Source organism: Hymenobacter elongatus (assembly GCF_004745955.1).
Taxonomy (GTDB): Bacteria; Bacteroidota; Bacteroidia; order Cytophagales; family Hymenobacteraceae; genus Hymenobacter; species Hymenobacter elongatus.
The window spans coordinates 40,060-59,624 of the sequence record NZ_SRLD01000014.1; the positions used below are offsets into that span (position 1 = coordinate 40,060).

The 19,565-nt window shown below is 58.9% G+C and carries 17 protein-coding genes and 1 tRNA gene; 6 read left to right on the forward strand and 12 right to left on the reverse strand.

What is annotated here, in order from left to right:
* Nucleotides 1-107: 107 nt before the first annotated feature.
* A complete protein-coding gene (locus E5J99_RS08810) occupies nucleotides 108-1,943 on the reverse strand; it encodes a M61 family metallopeptidase (protein ID WP_135497358.1) in 1,836 nt (611 codons plus the stop codon).
* Between the two features lie 97 nt (nucleotides 1,944-2,040).
* A complete protein-coding gene (locus E5J99_RS08815; protein WP_135497359.1) occupies nucleotides 2,041-2,679 on the reverse strand; it encodes a class I SAM-dependent methyltransferase in 639 nt (212 codons plus the stop codon).
* 114 nt (nucleotides 2,680-2,793) lie between these two features.
* Between E5J99_RS08815 and E5J99_RS08820 the strand changes: the two genes are divergently transcribed.
* From E5J99_RS08820 to E5J99_RS08830, 3 genes are all read left to right on the forward strand, one after another.
* Nucleotides 2,794-3,513: a phosphatase PAP2 family protein gene (locus tag E5J99_RS08820; RefSeq protein WP_135497360.1), complete on the forward strand. Its 720-nt coding sequence runs from the start codon at nucleotides 2,794-2,796 to the stop codon at nucleotides 3,511-3,513.
* Between the two features lie 124 nt (nucleotides 3,514-3,637).
* Nucleotides 3,638-3,722: transfer RNA gene (locus E5J99_RS08825), tRNA-Leu, on the forward strand.
* A gap of 90 nt (nucleotides 3,723-3,812) precedes the next feature.
* A complete protein-coding gene (locus E5J99_RS08830) occupies nucleotides 3,813-4,502 on the forward strand; it encodes a phosphatase PAP2 family protein (protein ID WP_135497361.1) in 690 nt (229 codons plus the stop codon).
* A 202-nt stretch (nucleotides 4,503-4,704) separates the two neighbouring features.
* On the opposite strand, the gene E5J99_RS08835 is transcribed toward E5J99_RS08830, so the two are convergent.
* The 7 genes from E5J99_RS08835 to E5J99_RS08865 form a co-directional block, all read right to left on the reverse strand.
* Nucleotides 4,705-7,038 (reverse strand): GAF domain-containing protein, encoded by a 2,334-nt coding sequence (locus E5J99_RS08835; RefSeq protein ID WP_135497362.1) that lies wholly within the window; start codon nucleotides 7,036-7,038, stop codon nucleotides 4,705-4,707.
* A gap of 137 nt (nucleotides 7,039-7,175) precedes the next feature.
* Nucleotides 7,176-7,694: a hypothetical protein gene (locus E5J99_RS08840; RefSeq protein ID WP_135497363.1), complete on the reverse strand. Its 519-nt coding sequence runs from the start codon at nucleotides 7,692-7,694 to the stop codon at nucleotides 7,176-7,178.
* A 127-nt stretch (nucleotides 7,695-7,821) separates the two neighbouring features.
* Nucleotides 7,822-8,679, reverse strand: a complete 858-nt coding sequence (locus tag E5J99_RS08845) for a T9SS type A sorting domain-containing protein (RefSeq protein ID WP_135497364.1) — start codon at nucleotides 8,677-8,679, stop codon at nucleotides 7,822-7,824.
* Nucleotides 8,680-8,878: 199 nt separating this feature from the next.
* On the reverse strand, nucleotides 8,879-10,435 hold the full coding sequence (locus E5J99_RS08850; RefSeq protein ID WP_135497365.1) for a M16 family metallopeptidase: 1,557 nt from the start codon (nucleotides 10,433-10,435) through the stop codon (nucleotides 8,879-8,881).
* Nucleotides 10,436-10,510: 75 nt separating this feature from the next.
* A complete protein-coding gene (locus tag E5J99_RS08855; protein WP_135497366.1) occupies nucleotides 10,511-11,902 on the reverse strand; it encodes a M16 family metallopeptidase in 1,392 nt (463 codons plus the stop codon).
* Between the two features lie 202 nt (nucleotides 11,903-12,104).
* Nucleotides 12,105-12,779, reverse strand: coding sequence for a hypothetical protein (locus E5J99_RS08860; protein WP_210114426.1), 675 nt, complete (start codon nucleotides 12,777-12,779; stop codon nucleotides 12,105-12,107).
* A gap of 218 nt (nucleotides 12,780-12,997) precedes the next feature.
* Nucleotides 12,998-14,416: a dicarboxylate/amino acid:cation symporter gene (locus E5J99_RS08865; RefSeq protein WP_135497368.1), complete on the reverse strand. Its 1,419-nt coding sequence runs from the start codon at nucleotides 14,414-14,416 to the stop codon at nucleotides 12,998-13,000.
* Nucleotides 14,417-14,551: 135 nt separating this feature from the next.
* Between E5J99_RS08865 and E5J99_RS08870 the strand changes: the two genes are divergently transcribed.
* A complete protein-coding gene (locus E5J99_RS08870) occupies nucleotides 14,552-15,601 on the forward strand; it encodes a dipeptide epimerase (protein ID WP_135497369.1) in 1,050 nt (349 codons plus the stop codon).
* 135 nt (nucleotides 15,602-15,736) lie between these two features.
* Here E5J99_RS08870 and E5J99_RS08875 read toward each other — a convergent pair whose 3' ends face one another.
* Nucleotides 15,737-16,315 (reverse strand): DUF6799 domain-containing protein, encoded by a 579-nt coding sequence (locus E5J99_RS08875; RefSeq protein ID WP_135497370.1) that lies wholly within the window; start codon nucleotides 16,313-16,315, stop codon nucleotides 15,737-15,739.
* A 159-nt stretch (nucleotides 16,316-16,474) separates the two neighbouring features.
* Here E5J99_RS08875 and E5J99_RS08880 point away from each other — a divergent pair, with 159 nt between their 5' ends.
* Both E5J99_RS08880 and E5J99_RS08885 read left to right on the forward strand, forming a co-directional pair.
* Nucleotides 16,475-16,924, forward strand: coding sequence for a MarR family winged helix-turn-helix transcriptional regulator (locus E5J99_RS08880; protein WP_135497371.1), 450 nt, complete (start codon nucleotides 16,475-16,477; stop codon nucleotides 16,922-16,924).
* A 45-nt stretch (nucleotides 16,925-16,969) separates the two neighbouring features.
* A complete protein-coding gene (locus E5J99_RS08885) occupies nucleotides 16,970-17,614 on the forward strand; it encodes a YceI family protein (protein WP_135497372.1) in 645 nt (214 codons plus the stop codon).
* A gap of 72 nt (nucleotides 17,615-17,686) precedes the next feature.
* Here E5J99_RS08885 and E5J99_RS08890 read toward each other — a convergent pair whose 3' ends face one another.
* Nucleotides 17,687-18,403 carry a hypothetical protein gene (locus E5J99_RS08890; protein WP_135497373.1) on the reverse strand — a complete coding sequence of 239 codons (717 nt, stop codon included), beginning with the start codon at nucleotides 18,401-18,403 and terminating at the stop codon, nucleotides 17,687-17,689.
* Between the two features lie 167 nt (nucleotides 18,404-18,570).
* The gene (locus tag E5J99_RS08895) at nucleotides 18,571-19,128 is read right to left on the reverse strand and encodes a hypothetical protein (protein ID WP_135497374.1); all 558 of its coding nucleotides are present in this window, start codon (nucleotides 19,126-19,128) and stop codon (nucleotides 18,571-18,573) included.
* Nucleotides 19,129-19,565 lie beyond the last annotated feature (437 nt).

Consider the following 19,565-nt stretch of genomic DNA (forward strand, 5'->3'; position numbering starts at 1 on the left):
GCGGTTGTTTGTGAAGGCCGAAGCGAAAAACGGGAAAAAGTACCCCAAAAAAGGAAGGAACGCCGGTGCTGGCGTTCCTTCCTTTTTTGGGCGCTACCGGGCTACAGCTACTTGGCTTTCCCGTTCAGCCACTCCGCCCGAAATTTCTTCATAGCCTTTGTCACGGGGCGTTTTGCGGTTTCGTAGGTTACCACTTCCAGCGTCGGGTCTTCGGCCAGCGTAACCTGCGTGGTGCGCACGCCGCCGCGGGTGCGGTATTCCACGGCTACCGCGTCGCCGGGCTTGTGGGTGGCCAACAAGTCCTGCACTGCTTTGGCGCTGGTCAGGCGCTGACCGTCAATCTTGCGCACCACGTCTTCCCGGTCGAGGCCGGCCTGGTAGAGCGGGCTGCCGATGAGGGTGCTGCCCACGGTGGCGGTGCTGTCGGCGGCGTTGTAGCTGAGGCGGCCCACAAAGCTCGCCTGTCCGGCTTTGGCGCGGCGCACCAGCAAGCCGGCCGGAGCCAGCAGCTCATCGAACTTTGGGAGCTGATGCCCCAGCAGATGCTGGCGGAAAAACTGGCCTGCAAATGCCGTGTCGCGGCTTACTTCGCCCAACACACGCTGCAAGTCAGCCAAGGTGTACGGGTTGGCGGGGGCGTAGTCGCGCTGCTCCTTGCCGTGCTGCCGCCACACGGCGCGCATGTAGGTGTCGAGGTCGGTTTTGTGATTTTGGCGCAGCAGCAAGTCCAGGGCCAAGGCGTTGGCGCCGCCGATGTAGTAGTAGGAGAGGTAGGTGTTGCCGCGGTTGTTGGGGTCGATGGCGGCGGCGGCATCCACGAAAGGAGCCTGCTGGCTCATGTGCACCGGCGAAAAGCGGGCCGCGCCAGGTGAGGTCAGCATAGCGCCCACCAGGCCGCTAAGGGTATACTTACAATACTGGTCGTCGGTAAAGATGCCGGCCCGGCGCATGAGCAAGTCGCCGTAGTATTGGGTGAAGCCCTCCGCAAACCAGAGCGAGTTGCTCATATTGGCCCGCTCGAAATCGAAGGGCTCCAGGTCGCGGGGACGGATGCGTTCCACGTTCCAGCTGTGGAAGAACTCGTGCGACACCGTGCCCAGATTGTTCATCACGTCGTCGCCGCGCAGGGGCCGGTTGCTGGTCACCGACGTGGAGTTGCGGTGCTCCATGCCATCGGAGCTGGTCTGAGGCAGGTAATTGACTACGAAGGTATAGCGCCCAAAATCGTATTGCGGCAGCCCCCCAAAGACGGCTGCGGCTTCTCGTACAATCTTCTTGGTTTTCGCCGTGTAGTCATCCAGCTCCGCGTCGGTGCCCTCGTGCAGTACGCTGAGCTCGATGGTGCGGCCCTGTTCCTGCCAGGAGCGGGTTTTCTGGGCCCCGAGCGAGGTGGGGCTATCCATCAGGTACTGCAAGTTTGGCGCGTAGTACGAGCCTTTATCAGCATCGGGGCGCAGCTGCGTGGCCACCTGCCAGCCGGCGGGCAACTCAAACTTCACCTCGGCCGGTCGCTGCTCCTGCCCACGGGCGTAGGCCAGCGTGGCCGGAATGTTCAAATGGGCATGCTGCTGGTCGATGCCGGCGTAGGTGCCGTCGGTTCGGTCGCCAAACAGGGTGTAGGTAAAGCGCACCGTGCCGTCGTGGCCACTCACGTCCCAGCCGTAAGGATCGGGCCGGCTAACGGCCAACGATTTTCCCTTCGAGTCGGTAGCTTGCACATCGTAGACGTTTTTGGCGAATTCGTGCAGGGCGTAGCGGCCCGGCGAGCTGCGGGCCATCCGAACCTGCAGCGGGCCGGCTTTCAGCTCCGAAAACACCACCGACACCTGAGCTTCGTGGTGAACCGCATTAGGAAACGCAAGGGTATACTGCACCGGAGTCTGGGCCAGGGCCGCGACGGGTAGGGCCAGCGCCAGCAGGAGGGTAACGGCGGATTTCCGCATAAGCAAAGAAAGGGACGAGGATGAAGGCCTAAAAATAGGGCGCTTCGGTGCTACTTAAGCGTTGGCTCGATAGTTTTTCCCGCTGCCGCCTGGGTTCTCAGCCAAATACCGTCGCCTCGGCCATGCCCCGGAAAAAGAGCGTCTGCTGCTGGGCCCGAAGCTGGAAGTGCGCCAATTCCTGGTGCAAATCGGGCATACGGCGGCCACTGATACCGGTAGTGAGGCGGAAAAAGCGGTACATCGTGCTCTGCAAGGCTCGCTGCCATAGGGTGCGGGGCGGCCTAAAATCGGCTACCAGCCACGGGGCTCCGGTCCGCCGGGCCTGGTTGAGGCGGGCCACAATGCTCCGCAGGCGCAGGGGCTCAAACAAGTCGAGGAAGAAGAAGGTGACGATGGCGTCGAACGATTCCGTGGGCTGCAGCGCGTCTTCCGTGCCGAGTCGGAACTCCACCTGGCCCGCCCGGCTGGGTGCTTCCCGGAGCAATGTTTCCCGCGACTTGGCCAGCATCACCGCTGAGGCCTCTAAGTAGAGCACCCGAGCGTCGGGCTGCTGCCGCAACACTTCCGCCAGCACCCAGCCCGTGCCTCCCCCGATGATAAGCACCCTGGGCCGCCCACCCGGCAGCCCGGCCAACGCCGCCTGCTGGGTGCGCCGCAGCGCATCGCCAAACACCAGTTGGGCCAGTTGGTCGTAGAAAGCAGCTACCCGGTCGAAGCCGGCATCGGCAAGTGACATCTTCGGGAATAAAATGAGCGGGAGAATACAGGTAGGCGGTAAGCTGCCCAAGGTATTTCTGGCCAGTGAAGGGCGGGATTCGTATGCAGCAACATTACCATTTTCAGCGCAGCAATGACTGATTATTTACGCCGCATCCTGGCCGGCTGCATGCTATTCATCGCCGAATTTGCCCTCACCCTGGGTATTGGTGTGCTAGGGGTAGTTGGGTTTCTGGCGCTGGGCCGCGAGGTGCTCGACCAGGACGCAGCCGTGTTCGATGCGCGGGCTTTTCACTGGGCGCGGCACATGCTGGGCGAGAATAAGAGTGGTTGGGTGGAGCAGACTACCTTCCTGGCCTCGCGCAATTTCATTACCACCGTAGCGCTGTTGCTCATTAGCTACTTTCTGTTTCTGCGCCGCCACCGCTGGTACACGCTGCTGGTCCCGGTGGTGGCTTTGGGGAGTATCACCTTGAACCTGGTGCTGAAAAATACCTACCAACGGCCCCGGCCCCTACTGCCGCTGGTATCGGCGTCGGGGCTGAGCTTTCCCAGCGGCCACGCCATGATCAGCGCTTCGTTTTACGGCCTCCTGATCTACTTGCTACTGACACACCTGCGCCGGCAAAAAGTTCTGCGCTGGCTGCTCATTGTGGCTCTGCTCGCTCTGATTTTCCTCATCGGCCTCACGCGCGTTTACCTGCGGGTGCACTACGCTTCCGATGTGCTGGCAGGCTTCACGGCCGGCTTGGTTTGGCTGCTAATCGCCATTCCGCTGCTCCAGCAGATCGAAAAAACGGTAAAAGCCAGATTTAAATCCACCACGCAATTGACTGAAAAACAGCCTGGATAGCGGTTTTGAAAAGGTTTCAGCCGACTTTTTTTACCGCATAGTTGATAAAATACGCCCAAGGCCCGTATCTTTGCATCGTTGAAAAGCACCTCCGATAGGGAAGTACACTTTTCAACGATGCGTTGCGCTTGTGGCGAAATTGGTAGACGCGCTGTCTTCAGGCGGCAGTTCCGCAAGGTGTGAGAGTTCGAGTCTCTCCGAGCGCACCACGAAAGCCGATCCGAAAGGATCGGCTTTTTTGTTTTCCGGCCCGCCCGCTTCCGCCTACCTTGCCCATTATTTCCCAGCCCCTGCTTGGTATGAAACCGCTCGTCACGCGCCTCTTTACGCTGCTTACTTTCCTGGCTGTGGAGGTGGGCGTGTTGCTGCTGGTGTTTCTGAGCAACATGGTTGCCTTCTTCTACCTCACGCGGGTCGTGTTCGTGGAGCGGTCCATGGTGCTGGACCAAGCTGCTTTTGCCCAGCTCGATGCGCTCCGGGCCGCGCTGCCGGGCCTTACCCAGTGGGTTATCGTGGTCACGTTTTTCGCGTCGGCTCCCTTTCTGGTGCTGGCGGCCGTGGGTATTCCGGCCGTGCTGGTCTGGGCCAAGCGGCGGCGCGAAGCGGTTGAGGTGTTCTGGGCCGTAGCCGGCTCAGCCATCCTCAACCAGCTCTTCAAAACCCACTTTCACCGTCTGCGCCCCGATACGGCCCTGTTTCCGCAGCTGGGCCTGAGCTTTCCCAGCGGCCACGCCATGATTGGAATGGCCCTCTACGGCTGTCTGGCCTGGCAGCTGTGGCGGCACCGGCGCCATCCGCAGCTGGCCGTAGCGCTGCTGCTGTGGGCGGTGCTCATCGGCCTCACCCGGATTTACCTGCATGTGCACTATGCCACCGACGTGCTGGCCGGCTTCGTTGCCGGACTGAGCTGGCTGGTGCTGCTGCGCTCGGGCCTGCATCTGTGGTGGCGCGAGCAGGCGAAAGTGGAGGACAGTGAAGTGGTGGGCTAATGTTGCATCGTCTGTGTCATTCTGAGCATGGCAAAGCATCTTCCTTAGTTGTGTGCTACCCATTATTCAACCAGCAAAGCCCTTTGCCACCACAGCGGCAAAGGGCTTTGTTCGCTTATTGACCTGGCTGGGTAGATGGAAAAAGGCCCTTCGCCGTATTCAGAACGATAGACGAATCTGAGTTAGAATCAACCTTGCCATCCTACAGCTTCACTTTCACCCGCAATGCCAACAGGCCTTTGACGCCCTGTAGCTCTTCCAGTTCCAGCTCTTCCACTTCCGGCTCCAGCATGCTACGGTCCTGCAGGTAGTCGATGTACTCCATGTACTCGGCCGCTTCGCGGGGCTGGGCATAGACCAGGGCAATCTTGCCCGGCTGCGTGAGCCGCTCTCCGGTGCCCGCTACGGTGGCTTTATCAATGCGTTTCTTGATGATTTCGTAGCGGATATTGTAGGCCCCATCGACGTCGAACTGCCGCTCATCCTGCCGGAAGCGGATACTCAGGGACTGGCCGTGGATCAGAATAAGCTGGGTGGTTTCGAGCGGTACGGCCAGGCGCGGCTGTAGCGCGGCCGTGCGGCGTGTTATTTCGACCGTCACCAGCAGTTGCCACAGGCGCAGGTTTTTCAGAAATACCAGATCAAAGGGCTTGTTTTCGACCAGGGACGCCCCCACGTAGATGTTGTGCTCCACGCCATCGGTTTTGAAGCGCTGGAAATAGTGCGGGAACATCAGCTGGGCCTTGGCCTCTTCTTCGTCGAGATAGTCGCTTACTGTGTCGTTGAGCAAGGTCACGCTCTGCTCAAAGTCCTTACGGCGCTTGTAGAGGATGCCCAACTCGGGGTCGATGTTGCTCCAGTAGTGCGCTATAACCGGCCGCAGCTCCGGCGTGTTGGTGCCCAGGTACTCAAACAAGGGCTCTACTTCCGCCTTCAGTGACTCAAAAATACTGACTTCGTCGCCCGTCAGGATGCCCTGGCGCAGGCGGCGCAGGTTCTTATTGACGTAGAACTTCAACTCATCCAGAATGGGCAGCTGCTGAAATGCGGAGGCCTTCTTGAGTACTTTGTTGGCCAGCGTGAGGTGCTCAATCAGGTCGCCTTGAATGGCCTCGTTCCGGGCCGTGCTGCTGCCGCGAATGTCGCTGGCGCCGTGCAGCGGATACACGTCCTGGAAGATAATATCCTCCATTTCGGCGCTCTTATTGCCCTCTTCGATCTTGTTGAGCAGGTTCAGGGCCGCATCGGTGAAGCGCCATTCCATGGTGGGATGAATGGCCGTAAACTTTTCCTTGATAATGGCCTGCACCCGCGTCTGGATTTCCTCCGAGTTGCGTTTCACGGCCACCGCAAATAGTGGCACGAACTGGGTAACTTCCTCGATGCAGAACTCATCCAGGTCGCCTACGTTGGGCGAGCCTAGCTCCAGCAGGCCTACCGTGTCGTCGCCGTAAGGCAGCAGGGCCAGAATGGCGCTTTTGATACCAATGCTCAGAATCTGCTCGCGCAGGTCTTCGGGAATGTCGGCCTGGGCTACGTTTTGCAGCACCAGCGGCTGCCGGTCCAGCAGCAGCTGGTTGTAGATGCGCCGAAAGCCCGACCCGGCATCCTGGTTGTTGAGCTGCTTGGTCAGGAAGCTATGGTTGATTTTGCGGCCAAAATCCACAAAAGCCCGCTTTTTATCGTCGTAGGCGGCAATACCCAACTGTAGAAACGGCCGGCCAAACAGCACGCGCAGCTTCTCCTGAATTTGCTCCAGGCGGTCGGAAGCCTGCAGCACGTCGCGCTCCAGCAGGTCGTATTTCAGCTCCGATAATATTTCCTGCTCCGTTACATCCACCAAGTGCAGAATGTTGAAGCCCTCGAGCACGAAGCGCTCGGGCGGGAGCAGCTCGTGCCACAAGTCGGCGCGGTGCAGGTTGTGGCCCAGGTGCTCAATCTGGGCGGGCGTCAGGTCGGGCTTTTCGCCCATCAGCCGCACATCCACAAACGACGAGTTGTAGCCCACACCGTAATGGCGGTAGGAGCCGATGTTGTAGTCGGGTACGGTGAAGATGATGGTGCCTTGCAGCGGCAGATGCACGCCGTATATCTTGTCCAGAATCAATTGGTATACCATGCGCGCCATGTAGATATCCATGGTGCGCGTGTCGAAGTTGAGGGGCTGCTTAACGGTTTTATTGTTGTTAAGCAGCACTTCCGCAAACTTGGGCGTGTGGTAAAAGCTCAGGCGCTGAAAGGGCGGCACCGCGCCGCTGATATCGGTCTGAAACGAGGCGGGCGGAAACACGGCCATCAGCAGCGTCTCGACCAAGTCGCAGCTGCAATCCAGCACACTCAGGTCGGTGATGGGCCCCCGGCACCAGGGCGCAGCCGCCACCTGCTCGGCGATGGAGCGGGCCAGCAGCGCTACGCCGGGGTTGGGGTCATTCTCGCGGGCCTGCCAGTAGGCAATGATAGGCTCCAGGCTGAGGTGCGTTTCGAACGGAAAAGCCAGGGTAGTTGCAGCCGGGTGGGCGGTAGGTTCTCGTAGCATAAGTGCGGATATAACAGCTCGTCTTGGCGGATTGATTCACAGTGCGCGCGGCAGTCGGTGGAGCTGTATACGCACCGCGCCCAGACCCGGACGACGGCACTGGAAATGGCCGTTTCCGCGCCGCCGCCCCTGGTAGCTCAGGGTTTGCTCAGCGGAATATACACCGGTTTATCCTCGCCAGTCGGGTCGTAAGCGTCATAGCGCACGCCGTTCACGCGCAAGGACTTGCGCAGGTTGCGGTAGCAGGTGCAGCAGCCACTCTCGCTCTCAAAGCGGCCTTCGACACGCAGGGAGTCAATCACGAATCTGCGGACCGGGTGCGTCAGCCGAATGGTGTATTGGTAGTTCGTAAAGCGCACCCCCAGGGCCGTGAAAGGGCCGGTGGGGCCAAGCACCAGCGAGTCACCCGCGTTGGCCGGCGTCCGGATGATACGGATGGAGTCGCCCTTAAAAGCACTTTTCGGGTCCAGGGCTTTGCGCTGGATATAAACAGTATCCACTTCAGCCGCCGAAAATTGGCCCGGGCCCAGAGTGAAGCGGAAGAAAACGACATCGTCGTTATTGTCCCGGCAAAAGCAGGTGTTGTTGACGCAGCAGGCCGAAACAGCCAAAGTCGCGCCGAGCAGAAGAAACCAGGTAAGAAGTTTGCGTAGCATAGCCAGCCAAAGGTAAGGCCCTAAACGCAGCATCCCGATAACGGCGGGCGGTGCGGTCAGAAATCAACGAAAAACAAGAAGCCAGCCCCGGACGGGGCTGGCTTCTACTACGAACAAAGCGGCGGTCTTATTGCTTGACGAAGCGCTTGGTTTCGGTGCCCGAGCGGGTCGTTATTTTATAGAAATATGTCCCGTTAGGTAGGTCGCTCAGGTTGGTGGTCAGCGTGTGGCTGCCTTTTTCCTGCTGCTCGTTTTGCACCACGGGGCGCAGCGTGTTGCCGCGGCCATCCAGGATTTCGATGGTAACGGGGCCGGCTTTCCTCACTGAGTACTCCAGCTGGTTGGTTGCAGCAGCCGGGTTCGGGTACACGGCCGTAGCCGTAGCCGTAGCATTGTCTGCGGCTGCCGAAGCTGGGGCGTTCGGGTCGAGCAGCAGGAACTTCGCGGGCCGGAGAAACTGCCCTAAGTGGCCCTGGTGGTGCCGCAGCTCGCGGTGCTTGGCCAGCTGCTCGGGTGTAGCATACCTGGCCGCAATAGCCTTAAGGTCAGTAGCCCACTGGTCTTTCTGGGGCTGGATTTCCTGCGCCAATTGCGTTAGCGGAGCCTCGTATTTTTTGGCCAGTAAGCCCACTTTTACCATAATTTCCCGGCTGGCGGAGCGCAGTTCCTGCTGCTGAGCATCGGTGAGGGCGAGGCGCGTTTCGGTAGTGCCGCTCGGCCGCATACTTTCCTGCAGGGCTTTGCCTCGCAGGCGTAGCTCCCGAAGCTGGGTGCGGTAGGTAGCCAGCTGGGCTTTGTCATCGGCCGAGAGCTGGGTTTCCAGCTTCTGACGCTGCTGCCGCACTACAGGCAGCACATTGGCCTGGTAATAGGCTTTTACTTCCTGGCGGCCAGGCTTGTCGTCGCGGCCTTTGGCGAAGGTGCCGGGGCCGGCCAGCAGCACGGCCAGCAGCAGTAGGGTGGCTGTAAACAGAGGAAGTTTCATACGTCTGATAGATAAATTCGTGGGTGCCAATCTTCAGCTCATAGATGCGTGAGGCACGGCAACGTTTAATCAGAAACGAAAAAAAACCACTCCGGCGTATGCCGGAGCGGTTTTTATGTACAGAGGCCGTTTAGGAAGCCTGTCGTTCTGAATTGATTATATCTACTTCCTGCACAGTTTCATAACAGCTGAATACGACTTACTTAAATGTGTCTTTGGTATCCACGATTTTCACCTCGGTCACGTTCAGCTTGTAGGCCGCTATCTGCGCGTCTTCGGCTACTACGGCCTTGGGCAGCCCTTCGCTTACTACCTTGGCATAGCTCATGGGCGAAGGTGTGTTTTGCTTCAGCACCTCGGCCAGCGCCTGAACCTCGCTGTCGTCCGTCACGATGGTGACGTACATGTTCTGGGTTTGCCAGTGCTTTTTGATGGCCTTATTCACATCGTCGAGCGTGAGCTTGGCCAACTGGCCGTCCAGCTCCCGCAGGTAGTCTTTGCGGCCATAGAACTTGGAATCGAGCAAAAATCCCAGCTGCTTGGCGGGTGTGGTGCCGTAGAGCTTCACGTAGGAGCGCAGGAAAGTGCGCGTTATTTCGAAGTCTTCCTTGGTCAGGCCACTCTGTACCAGGTTGTCCATTTCGCGCACGGCCAGGCGCAGGGCGAAGGGCGCATGGCCTACTTTCAGCGTGCCCAGCTCGGCGGGGTATTGCTTGCGCAGGCCTTCGGCAATCTGCACGGGGCGCAGCCACAGGCTGGTATAGTTGGCGTGGCGGGGCACGCCGGGCACGGGCAGCATGTTAGAGCCGCCATTTTCATACCACTCGATGTAGCTGTAGTCGCCGTAGTTCATCGAGCGGGTCGAGCGGATCTTGTCGTAGAGCTTGCCGTAGCTTTTGCGGTGCTCCCCGAGAAAGGAGTTGGCCACCATCAGGGCTGCGAAGTCGTCGCTGGCGCGGGTGGTCTGGATGGGGAAGCCCGCGTATACGGCCGAGCCCAGGGCGTCGGTTTTGCTGATGATTTCGACCCGAATGCCTTTGGGAGCCGCCACCGTAGGCACTACAGCCTTGGCCGTGCTTTTGGGCAGCTTCTCCAAATCATCCTTCAGCTTTTTAGCAAACGACGCGGGGTAGTTGCCGGCAATGCCGATAGTGAGGTTGTCTTTGCCGAAAGCAGCGGCGTAATAGGCTTTCACATCGGCCAGCGTGAGGCTTTTCACGCCGGCGGCGGTGCCGCGCGTCATGTGCTGAAAGCGCGTGCCCCGAAACAGCTGGTCTTCAAGAGCAAACTTGCTGTAGTCCTCATCCGACGAAGCCCGGATGACCTGCTCCACGTAGTTGAGCTGGTTGGACTTGAGCCGGTCAAAATCCTCCTGGGTGAAGCTGGGCGTGAGCATCAGCCCCTGGAGTACCGGGTAAAACTTGTCGATAAAGTCGCGGTGAAACTCGAAGGTAAAGGTGGTCACTTCCTTGTCGATGGTGGCATAGTACTGCGTGGCCATCGGGTAGAGAAAGTCCTTGAGCTGGGCCGGGGTCATGGCTTTGGTGCCGCCTTCGGTCAGTAGCTGGCCGGTGAGGTAGGTAAGGCCTTCCTTGCCCACGGGGTCGGCAGAGGAGCCGTTACGGAATTGCAGCTTCACCACCACTTTCGAGGCGTTGGGCTGGCGCAGCTCCACTACGTCGGCGGCCCGTGTTGGGGCGGCAGCGGCCACGCTCAGCGCGCCGGCGAACAGGAGGCGGGAAAAAATATGTTTCATTGGAGAAGATATGCTACCCGGCCGAGGCCCGGTGAATCAGAGAATGAAGTCGTCGTCGCGAAAGAAAGGCCGGAGCTACTGAATGCCGCCGGTAGAGTTGGGCCCGATAGTGCCCACGGTAACATGCTCGGGCACGAAATACTTCTTGGCCACGGCCTGAATATCGGCCGGCGTTACCTGGTCGTAGAGCGAGTAGAAGCGGTTCAACGACTGCGCGTCGCCGGTCAGCCAGATAAATTCCGCTAAGCTGTTGGCAATCTGGTCGGGCGAGTCGAGGCCCATCAGGAAGCCGTATTTCAGCGCCGATTTGGTGTCGGCCAGTCGCTTGGCGTCCAGCGGCTTGGTTTTCAGCTCTTCCAGGGCCTTAATGATTTCTTCCTTCACGTAGGGCATATCATCCGCCTTCACCACCGAGGCCCGCACCGACATCAGGTAGGGGTCGCGGGTGTAGTTGGGCGAGCCACCCACGAAGCGCACTTTCTGCTCCTTCACCACCAGCTTCTCATAGAGTGGGGAGTTGTCGGAGAACAGCATCGTAAAGAGAATATCCAGCGCCGGCAAATCCTTGTTCTGGTCGGTGAATGCCGGGCCCCGGTAGCTCAGGCTCATCAGGGGCGGAAAGTTGGCATTCTGGATATGCACGTAGCGGGGCGTAGTTTGCTCGGGCTCCGCCGTAATGGCGGGCTGGTAGCTGCCGCGCTTCCACATGCTGAAATACTTGTCGGCCAACTGATTGACCTGCTCCGCCTTCACGTCGCCCACCACTAATAAGGTGGTATACTCGGGCCGATAAAACCGGTCGAAGAACGAGAGAGAGTATTGGTACTGATTGGGCATGTCCACCACATCCTTGAAAAAGCCCATGGTGGTGTGCTCGTAGGTGTGCTTGTCGAAAGCCGCGTCGGCTACTTTCTCGTTGAGCTGGGTGTAGAGCGAGGCCGAATTCTTGGTGTATTCGCCTTTCACGGCTCCGGCTTCGGCCTTGAAGTCGTGCTCGGCATACTTGAGGTGCTGAAACCGGTCGGCTTCCACCTCAAACATTTTCTCCAGCATCGTCGCGTTGCCCGTCATGTGGTACACCGTCCGGTCGAGGGAGGTATTGGCGTTGGCCGACGCACCCAGCGTTTTGAGTACGTCGTTGTACTGGGCCGTCGAATACTTGTCGGTGCCCCGGAACATGACGTGCTCGAAGAAGTGGGCAAATCCGGTGTGTCCCGGCTCCACCTCGTCGCGCGAGCCGGCCCGCACCACCAGAAAGAACGAGGCCAGGCCGGGCGAGTCGAAGGGCACGGTCACCACGTTTAGGCCATTGGCCAGCAGCTTCTGCTGCACCGGGTACGGAAACGCCGGACCCGGCGTAGCCACTGAAGCGGGCGTAGAGGCAGGTGCCGACTTTTTTTGCGCCTGCGCCAAGGGCGCAGCCAGAAGACCAGCGGCCAAAAGCCAGGTCTGCACAGAGTGTTTCATGACGAAAAAGAGAAGTAAGTAAATACCGCGTCCCACCGACGCGTTGCGCGCTCAGAGACTGTCTGCGTGGCTAAAGATTGCACATCCCGCCCTAAATTCCAGCGGCGGGCGTATAGTGCAGCGCCACCGACGGCCACGGAGGCCCACAAACAGCAGCGGCGACACAAGGTGCCGCCGCTTGATATACGAGGGGAAAGAAGACCTACTTGTTGCTCACCCTCGTCTCCGTCGAATCGGTAGGAGCCGGGGAGTCAGGCGTATCGCCTAGCGTTATCATATCCGGCGTTGCGGTGATGACGACGGGGTCCGGAGCGGCGGCGGCGAGCAGCTGCTCGCGCAGGGCGCTGGCGTCGTTGGCCAGTTGGGGCCGGATTTCGTTCAGGGCCTGGCGCAGGGCTTCGATGTCGGCCAGGCGAGGGGCACCTTTTTGGGAGTAGCCGTGGTACATGGCCACCCGAATCTTGGAAGCGCCTTTGCCGGTGTAGGTTGCCAGCGTGTTTCCGTGCACGTCGATGATGTGCAGCTCCGCCTGCAGGGTGGTGCGGAAATACTCCAGCGGTACGCCCAGAAAGCTCGGCGTCATCAGCGTCACCATCTGAAACACCTGAAAGCCGCGGCCGGTGCGCTTCATGCTGGCATTGATAATCTGCAATTTGATGTAGCCAAACTTGGCGCTATCCTCCGGTTCCATCAGGTTGCGCTTCAGCTCCAACTGAAACAAGCGCTCGGCATCAGAGGGCGTAGCCCCATCCGAGGCCAGCAATGCGCTGGCGTCCAAGGTAGTATCCAGGGCGGGCAGGCGGGCGGGCAGCGCCGCCGTAGGCATCGTAAACAGTGCCCGGTTCATCGAGCGGCACCCTATTGTCAACAAAAACAAACTAAGCAAAGAAATTCGTACTAAACGCTTCATGCAGATGTGGTTAGAAGTATAGGTGCCGCTCAGGCTGCTGCTGCTAACGCTAATTACGTGAAGTCGTTTGCTTTTTAATGCAAATATTGAATAGTTACTACTTTCTGTTTTATAGATGCTAAAACACACGAGGCAGGGCTTGCGGCCCTGCCTCGTGCTCAGAAAACAATGAATCAAGCCGCTTTTTAGTGCGCGTGCTGGGCAATGCTGCTATCGGCCTCGGCCAAGTCATCAATAGGAGGAGCCACGTAATTATCCACAAACTCCCCTTCCCAGCGGGCTACTACGGCCGTAGCCAGACAGTTACCAATTACGTTCACGGCGGTGCGGGCCATATCCATCAGCGCGTCGATACCCAGAATGATGAACACCGGCCATGAAGGCAGATTGAACGATGCCACCGTGGCTAGCAGAATAACCAGCGAGGCACGGGGTACGCCCGCTACGCCTTTGCTGGTGAGCATCAGGGTAAATACCATCACCAGCTGCTGGCCCAGCGAAAGCTCGATGCCAGCGGCCTGCGCCACAAACACGGCGGCCAGCGACAGGTAGAGCGTAGTGCCATCCAGGTTGAACGAGTAGCCGGTAGGCATCACGAAGGCCACCACGCGGCGCGGTACCCCGATGCTTTCCATGGCTTCCATGGCGCGGGGCAGGGCGGCCTCGGAGCTGGTAGTAGCGAAGGCAATACTAACGGGCTCCGCAATGGCCTGGATGAAGCGCTTGAGCGGAATGCGGGCAATGAGGGCCACGGGCACCAGCACCAGCAACAGGAAAGCCGCCAGTGCGCCATACAGCGTCAGGAGTAGCTTAAAGGCATTTACCAACGGCGAGAAGCCCATTTTGCCGACCGTGTAGGCCAGCGCCCCACCCACACCGATAGGAGCGAAGAACATGACCACGTTGGTGAATTTGAACATCACTTCCGACAAGCTCTCGGCAAACTCCAGCATCGGGCGGCGGTGCTTGCCGTGCACCATGGCCAGGCCAATGGCGAAGATGATGGCAAATACCACCACCTGTAGCACCTGGCCCTCGGACACCGATTTGGCAATGTTTTCGGGGAAAATATGCAGGATAATATCGGAGGTGGTCTGCTCTACGGCTTGCAGCTTTTCCGGCTCGCCCTCCGCGCCGGCCTGGCTGATGCCCACTCCGGCTTTGGTCAGGTTGATGGCTGCCAGCCCGATGAACAGGGCAAACGTGGTGACTACCTCAAAGTAAATCAGCGCCTTCAGGCCCATTTTGCCCACCTGCTTCAGATCGGCGTGGCCGGCAATACCGACGACCAGCGTCGCGAATACCAGCGGGGCGATAATCGTTTTGACCAAGCGCAGGAAGACGTCGCTGAGCACCTTCATGTTCTGGGCCGCCGTGGGGTAGTCGTGCCCAAACTCGGCCCCGATGAACATGCTCACTACAATCCAGAAAGTGAGGGAGCGGCGCTGGGCGGCATATACTGCCAGGGCCGCCAGGGCCAGCCAGCGGGCTATCTTGGGCAGGGCCTCCGGCAGGCCGCCGATGTTGTTGGCCTGCAGCACGGTCAGGGTCAGGGCAATGACAAAGAGCAGCAGAATCAGAGAAACGAGGCGGGAAAGCTTCATGCAGGAGAAAATCGAAAGGGGAAACAAGGCGGGAAAGTCAGCAAAGATAGGTTTTTGACTTTCGTCGTGGATTCCCCGTTCACAATCTTGTTTTTCGTACCTCTGCGGACTTGTTTTGCCTTACCCGATTTTGCCGTGCCTCTCACCTGGACCCTGACCGCCCACGAGCTTCCGCTGCGCTACACCTGGAAGATTGCCCGCAACGCTTCCACCACCAAAACTAACCTGCTCGTAAGCGTCGGGGAAGGTGCCGCCGGCCCCACGGGCTGGGGAGAGGCTGCACCCAATGTGCGCTACGGCGAAACCCCGGAAAAGCTAACGGCCGAGTTTGACGCTTTGCTAAAAGCCGGGTTGGCAACGTTCAGCACGCTGCCCGCCTTGGAAGAGTTTCTGGATGCGCAGGCCCCGGCCCATGCGTTGCGCTTTGCCCTGGAATCTGCTTTGGTACACTATGAAGCCAGCCGCACCGGGCAGTCGGTGGCGGCGTGGCTGGGCGTGCCGGCCCCGGCCCGCAGAGTGCCCACCGCGTTTTCGCTGCCCATTATGGAGCCCGGAGCGGTAGCCGGCTTCGTGGCCTCGCAGCAGATGAGCCGCTTCCCGCTACTGAAAATCAAGGTGAACCAGGAGAGCGGCTACGATCTGCTGCGGGCTATTACGCAAGTGCTGCCCGGCCGGGAGCTGCTCGTTGATGGCAACGAAGCCTGGGCCGACGCTGACTCCTTATTGCAGTTTTTGGAGAGAATACAGACGCTGCCTGCGCTGCGGGTACGGCTGCTGGAGCAGCCGCTGCCCGCCGCCTGCCCCGCTGACTACCGCTACCTGCGTGGCCGCTCCCCGTACCCGGTTTTCGCCGACGAATCGGTAACCGATACCGCCGACTTCACGGCCATTGCGCAGCAGTTTCATGGTGTAAATATGAAGCTGATGAAAGCCGGCGGCTACCGGAATGGCATTCGGCTGCTGGCCCAAACCCGCGCCCACGGCCTGCAAACAATGCTGGGCTGCATGGTCGAAACGTCGCTGGGTATCTGGTCGGCGCTGCAACTCAGTAGTCTGGCTGATGTGTGTGACCTCGACGGCTTCCTGATCGTGCGCGACGAACCATTCGGGCTGGTGCAGGAGGAAAATGGACTGCTGACGGCGCTGCCAGTGGCCTGGACTGTCACGCGGCCGGTAGCTGGCTGACCTGCCGTACCGAAAAGCAAAAGCTCCGGTATCTGAATCCCAGATACCGGAGCTTTTTGAAATGTTGTTTCGGTTTGCACCCCTAGTGGCGCAGGAAAGACCGCTGAGTATCGTGGTTCTTGGTTAGCACTTTCGCTACTTCACCTGCCGCAGCTGGTCGTCCAGGGCTTTTATCTGCTGGTCGAGCTGGCTGGTATCGGCGGGGCGCTGGGTGCTGCCGCTCAGTAGGTTGATCTTGTCGTTGAGCAGCTGAATTTTCTGTGCCATGAGCGTGATGCGACTGTTCAGGCTGCCCAGGCGGGTTTCCATGTCGGCGGTAGTCGGTGGCGAGTTGCGGTCCACGTACTGCTCATACTGCGCCGCGGCGGGTGCGGCGGCGTCGCCCCGGGAGGCAGCAGCACTACCAGGCGTGGCAAACACTATTTCGCCCTTCATGGTTACATAATCGCCGTCCCGGAGGGTGGTTTTCTTGCCGCCGGGCAGCTCCACGATGCCGCTTTTATAGTTTACTTTCGTGCCATCGGCCAACACCACATTTTTGGTCAGGGGCTTCGTCGTCGCGCCTTGCCGCAGCAGTACTTCGCCGTCGCGCATCAGAAACTGGTCGCCGCTGTTGGCTCCGATTGGCCGGGCAGCCGGTTTGGTTTGGGCTGCGCTAAGCAGCGGGGTAGATAAGGCAGCTAACAGCAGGGCGGAAAGCAAGTGGCGATTCATGGCGCGGAGTTTGGGTACACTCCGCAGCTTACGGGTTTGGCTAAAATCAGTTTTTGGCCCGATGGCTGAAACCCGAAAAAGAATTTGCTAAACTGTGTTGCCACATTAAATGTATGTACATATATTTGCAGCGTAATTCAGCCCGGCTGCGTGCACCTTATGAGAATAGAAGACGAAATCAAGCAGCCCGTATTTAAGGATGAATACCAGAAAGGGTACATCAACCTGATCTACACGGCTGGGTGGTTGCAGCAGCGGCAAGCTGCGGCCTTTCGCGAGTTTGATATTACGTTGCCGCAGTTCAATGTGCTGCGCATTCTGCGGGGCCAGCACCCCAAGCCCGCCACCGTGAACCTGCTTATTGAGCGCATGCTCGACAAAACCAGCAATGCTTCCCGCATCGTGGATAAGCTGGAGGCCAAGGCACTGGTAACCCGCACTGTGTGCCCCAGCAACCGCCGGGCCGTGGATATTCGCATCACCGAAGCCGGCCTGGGGCTGCTGCAGACTATGGATGCCACCGTGCTCAGCCGCCAGCAGAGCATACACGCGCTGACGCCGGACGAAGTAACGCAGCTGAATGCCCTACTTGACAAAATCCGCGACTGACGTTTTTCAGTCATTCCCTTGTTTCTTCCTTACCACACTTTCGTCATGAAAAAATTCGCTCTCTCCGCCTTATTCGTTGCTTCCGTATTGGCCGCTCCCGCAGTAGCCAAAGATCCAACGGCCCCCAAAGCCGCCACCAGCGTCAAAGCCGGATCTACCTATAAAGTACAGCCGCAGCTCAGCACCTTGGGTTGGGTGGGCAAAAAAGTAACGGGCCAGCACAGCGGCACCATTCAGTTCAAGAGTGGCGACGTGGAAGTGAAGGGCAACCAAATTACGGGCGGCACTTTCCTGGTGGATATGAACTCGCTGAAAGTAGTTGACATCACCGATGCCGACACGAACGGCAAACTCATGGGCCACCTGCGCTCCGACGACTTCTTCAGCATTGAGAAGAACCCGACCGCAACGTTCAAAATCACGAAGGTTACGTCCATCAAAGGCGCGGCGGCTGATGCTAACAACGCCACGATAACCGGCAACCTGACCATCAAAGGCATCACGAAGCCCGTTACCTTTCCCGCCAAGATGGGCGTGAAAAACGGTGCGGCTGCCGCTTCCGGCACCGCCGTTATCGACCGCACGCAGTTTGATATTAAATATGGCTCGAAGTCGTTCTTCGAAAGCATTGGCGACAAAGCCATTGACAACGAATTCACGATGAGCTTCAACGTTATTGCCAAGCAATAAGCACGAAAGTATCCCACGCAAAAGCCCCCGTTGTATGAAACGACGGGGGCTTTTGCGTGTCAGATAGAAGGATTATTTCTGGCCGCCGCTGGCGGGCAAGGCTTGTGCCGGCGACGTTGTTTGGGCCGGCATCGTATTGGTGGGGCGCGTCACGGCCGTGCTGTTGCGCAATACGAGGTGCAGCGGGGCCACGTTCATTTCGCGCAGGCTAATGATGCCGTGCACGGTTTCGCCCGGCCTAATGGTTTTATTCGTCAAATCGTTGGTAACGAACTCCATGCGCATATTCTTGTTGGCAGCGCTGGCTCCTAGCATATTACCAGCTGCTACTCCCAAGCCCCACGGAAAAATAGTGCCGCCGGTCGTCACGCCGGTGCTCGGATTGGTGGTGCCACCCAGCGTTGCGGCCAATGGCGTGTAGAGCAGATAGATCCAGACGCCCTGCTTCATATCCGTGGCGGCCTGCAAGGCGGGCACCGATACGGTAGGCCGGTCGCCGAAGAACAGCTCCAGGTCGCGGGAGAAGTTCAGCTCGTTGCCGGTGTTGTTTTTGATGCGCACTGCTACGGTTTGGTAGCCGCGCTTGCGCTCCTTCTTGATGTACTTCTTGTTGTGGCCATGGATGGACAAGGCGCTGTATTGGTAGCTGAACTCCACGGGGCTGTCGGGCGACGAAACAGAAGAGTAGCTCGTGAGCGTGCTGGGGCGAATGGGCGTGTAGCTACCCGCGCAGCCGGTCGTAAACAGAATAGCAAAACCGGCCAGAATACGCGTAAATGTGTTGGGCATAAAGAGGAAGAAGAGGGGGAAAAAGATAGAGCTAGCGGCTCAGACAGTTCGAGCCATCCATCAAAATTATCTGTTTGTTCTTCACCCTGTATGCCTGTCGAAGCACAAAAAACGATTTATCCAGCACGTACTTGCTATTATCTAATTCGCCGCCACTTTGTCTTTATTTAGACTGGCAGCACCAGCTCGCGGGGTAGCTCAAACCGAAGGTTACGGCTCTTGCTGCGGTTGTGGAGTTGGGTCAGAAAATCATCCAGCTCGGGCTTGTATTCCAGCCACAGGTCTTCGTGCAGGTTGGTCAGAATCAGCTGGGCGGTGCGGGCCGTGAGGCGGGCAGTGCTTACATAAAAGCCGTTGTAGGGCGAGTCGAACTGCCCGGTGTAGTTGTCGAAAATCAGCCGCAGCGCGTACAGGTTCAGGTCGATTTCCAGGCGCTTGTCTTTGGTGATGCGGCGGGCCCGGGCGCTTTCCTTCACGGCTTTACCCAAGGCTTTATTCAGGCTCCGATTCAGCAAGCGGCCCGTTACGGCCACATTAAACAGCTCGTGCACGCGGTCCGAGGTGGCCTCGTACACCTGCTCCAGCGTCACGTCGGGCAGCAGTTCGAAGGTCAGCGTTTCGTACAGCTCCGCGTCGCGGCGCACGGCCCGGAGTAGCAGCTTTTCCTTGTCGGCGTCGGGCAGGCGCTTGAGGGCTTTCTTAAATTCGGAAGATGGAACGGGCATGGAAGTCTATACCAGTAACGGGTGGCAAGCGTCATTGCGGCGGGCAACAGCGAGCATCATCAGCCCGCCGCAATACCTGTAACATGACGCCCGTCACCCGTTAGCTGAATCAAAGGGTGTGGTTGAAGTAGCAGGTGATTTTCGGGAGCGTTTCCCCCGGCTTTTGCCTCCTACGTTGTGCGGCTGGCCGTGGTACACGCAGGAATGGAGCTGGAGTCCGGATTCACGGTTTTTTGCGGGAACCGAGGCGGTGCTGCTACCCCACTACGTCGTGTGAGAAGTCATACATGAGTGAGGGGAGCATAAACAGGGGAAAGGTGGGAGGTTCAGGGCCGGAAATTACGGTGGATTTGCGAAGAACTCCGCACGGCCGGCTTCCGTGCTTTTCGCCGCCAGCGGGCCCGCCAACCGGTCATCAGCCGGCCGGCCGGCGAATG

Bases quoted from the DNA above. Each gene is read 5' to 3' on its own strand.
- E5J99_RS08895 (WP_135497374.1), bottom strand. From the start codon at position 19,128: ATGCCCGTTCCATCTTCCGAATTTAAGAAAGCCCTCAAGCGCCTGCCC.
- E5J99_RS08820 (WP_135497360.1), top strand. From the start codon at position 2,794: ATGACTGATTATTTACGCCGCATCCTGGCCGGCTGCATGCTATTCATC.
- E5J99_RS08815 (WP_135497359.1), bottom strand. From the start codon at position 2,679: ATGTCACTTGCCGATGCCGGCTTCGACCGGGTAGCTGCTTTCTACGAC.
- E5J99_RS08865 (WP_135497368.1), bottom strand. From the start codon at position 14,416: ATGAAGCTTTCCCGCCTCGTTTCTCTGATTCTGCTGCTCTTTGTCATT.
- E5J99_RS08855 (WP_135497366.1), bottom strand. From the start codon at position 11,902: ATGAAACACTCTGTGCAGACCTGGCTTTTGGCCGCTGGTCTTCTGGCT.
- E5J99_RS08830 (WP_135497361.1), top strand. From the start codon at position 3,813: ATGAAACCGCTCGTCACGCGCCTCTTTACGCTGCTTACTTTCCTGGCT.
- E5J99_RS08885 (WP_135497372.1), top strand. From the start codon at position 16,970: ATGAAAAAATTCGCTCTCTCCGCCTTATTCGTTGCTTCCGTATTGGCC.
- E5J99_RS08810 (WP_135497358.1), bottom strand. From the start codon at position 1,943: ATGCGGAAATCCGCCGTTACCCTCCTGCTGGCGCTGGCCCTACCCGTC.
- E5J99_RS08875 (WP_135497370.1), bottom strand. From the start codon at position 16,315: ATGAATCGCCACTTGCTTTCCGCCCTGCTGTTAGCTGCCTTATCTACC.
- E5J99_RS08880 (WP_135497371.1), top strand. From the start codon at position 16,475: ATGAGAATAGAAGACGAAATCAAGCAGCCCGTATTTAAGGATGAATAC.
- E5J99_RS08835 (WP_135497362.1), bottom strand. From the start codon at position 7,038: ATGCTACGAGAACCTACCGCCCACCCGGCTGCAACTACCCTGGCTTTT.
- E5J99_RS08890 (WP_135497373.1), bottom strand. From the start codon at position 18,403: ATGCCCAACACATTTACGCGTATTCTGGCCGGTTTTGCTATTCTGTTT.
- E5J99_RS08850 (WP_135497365.1), bottom strand. From the start codon at position 10,435: ATGAAACATATTTTTTCCCGCCTCCTGTTCGCCGGCGCGCTGAGCGTG.
- E5J99_RS08845 (WP_135497364.1), bottom strand. From the start codon at position 8,679: ATGAAACTTCCTCTGTTTACAGCCACCCTACTGCTGCTGGCCGTGCTG.
- E5J99_RS08840 (WP_135497363.1), bottom strand. From the start codon at position 7,694: ATGCTACGCAAACTTCTTACCTGGTTTCTTCTGCTCGGCGCGACTTTG.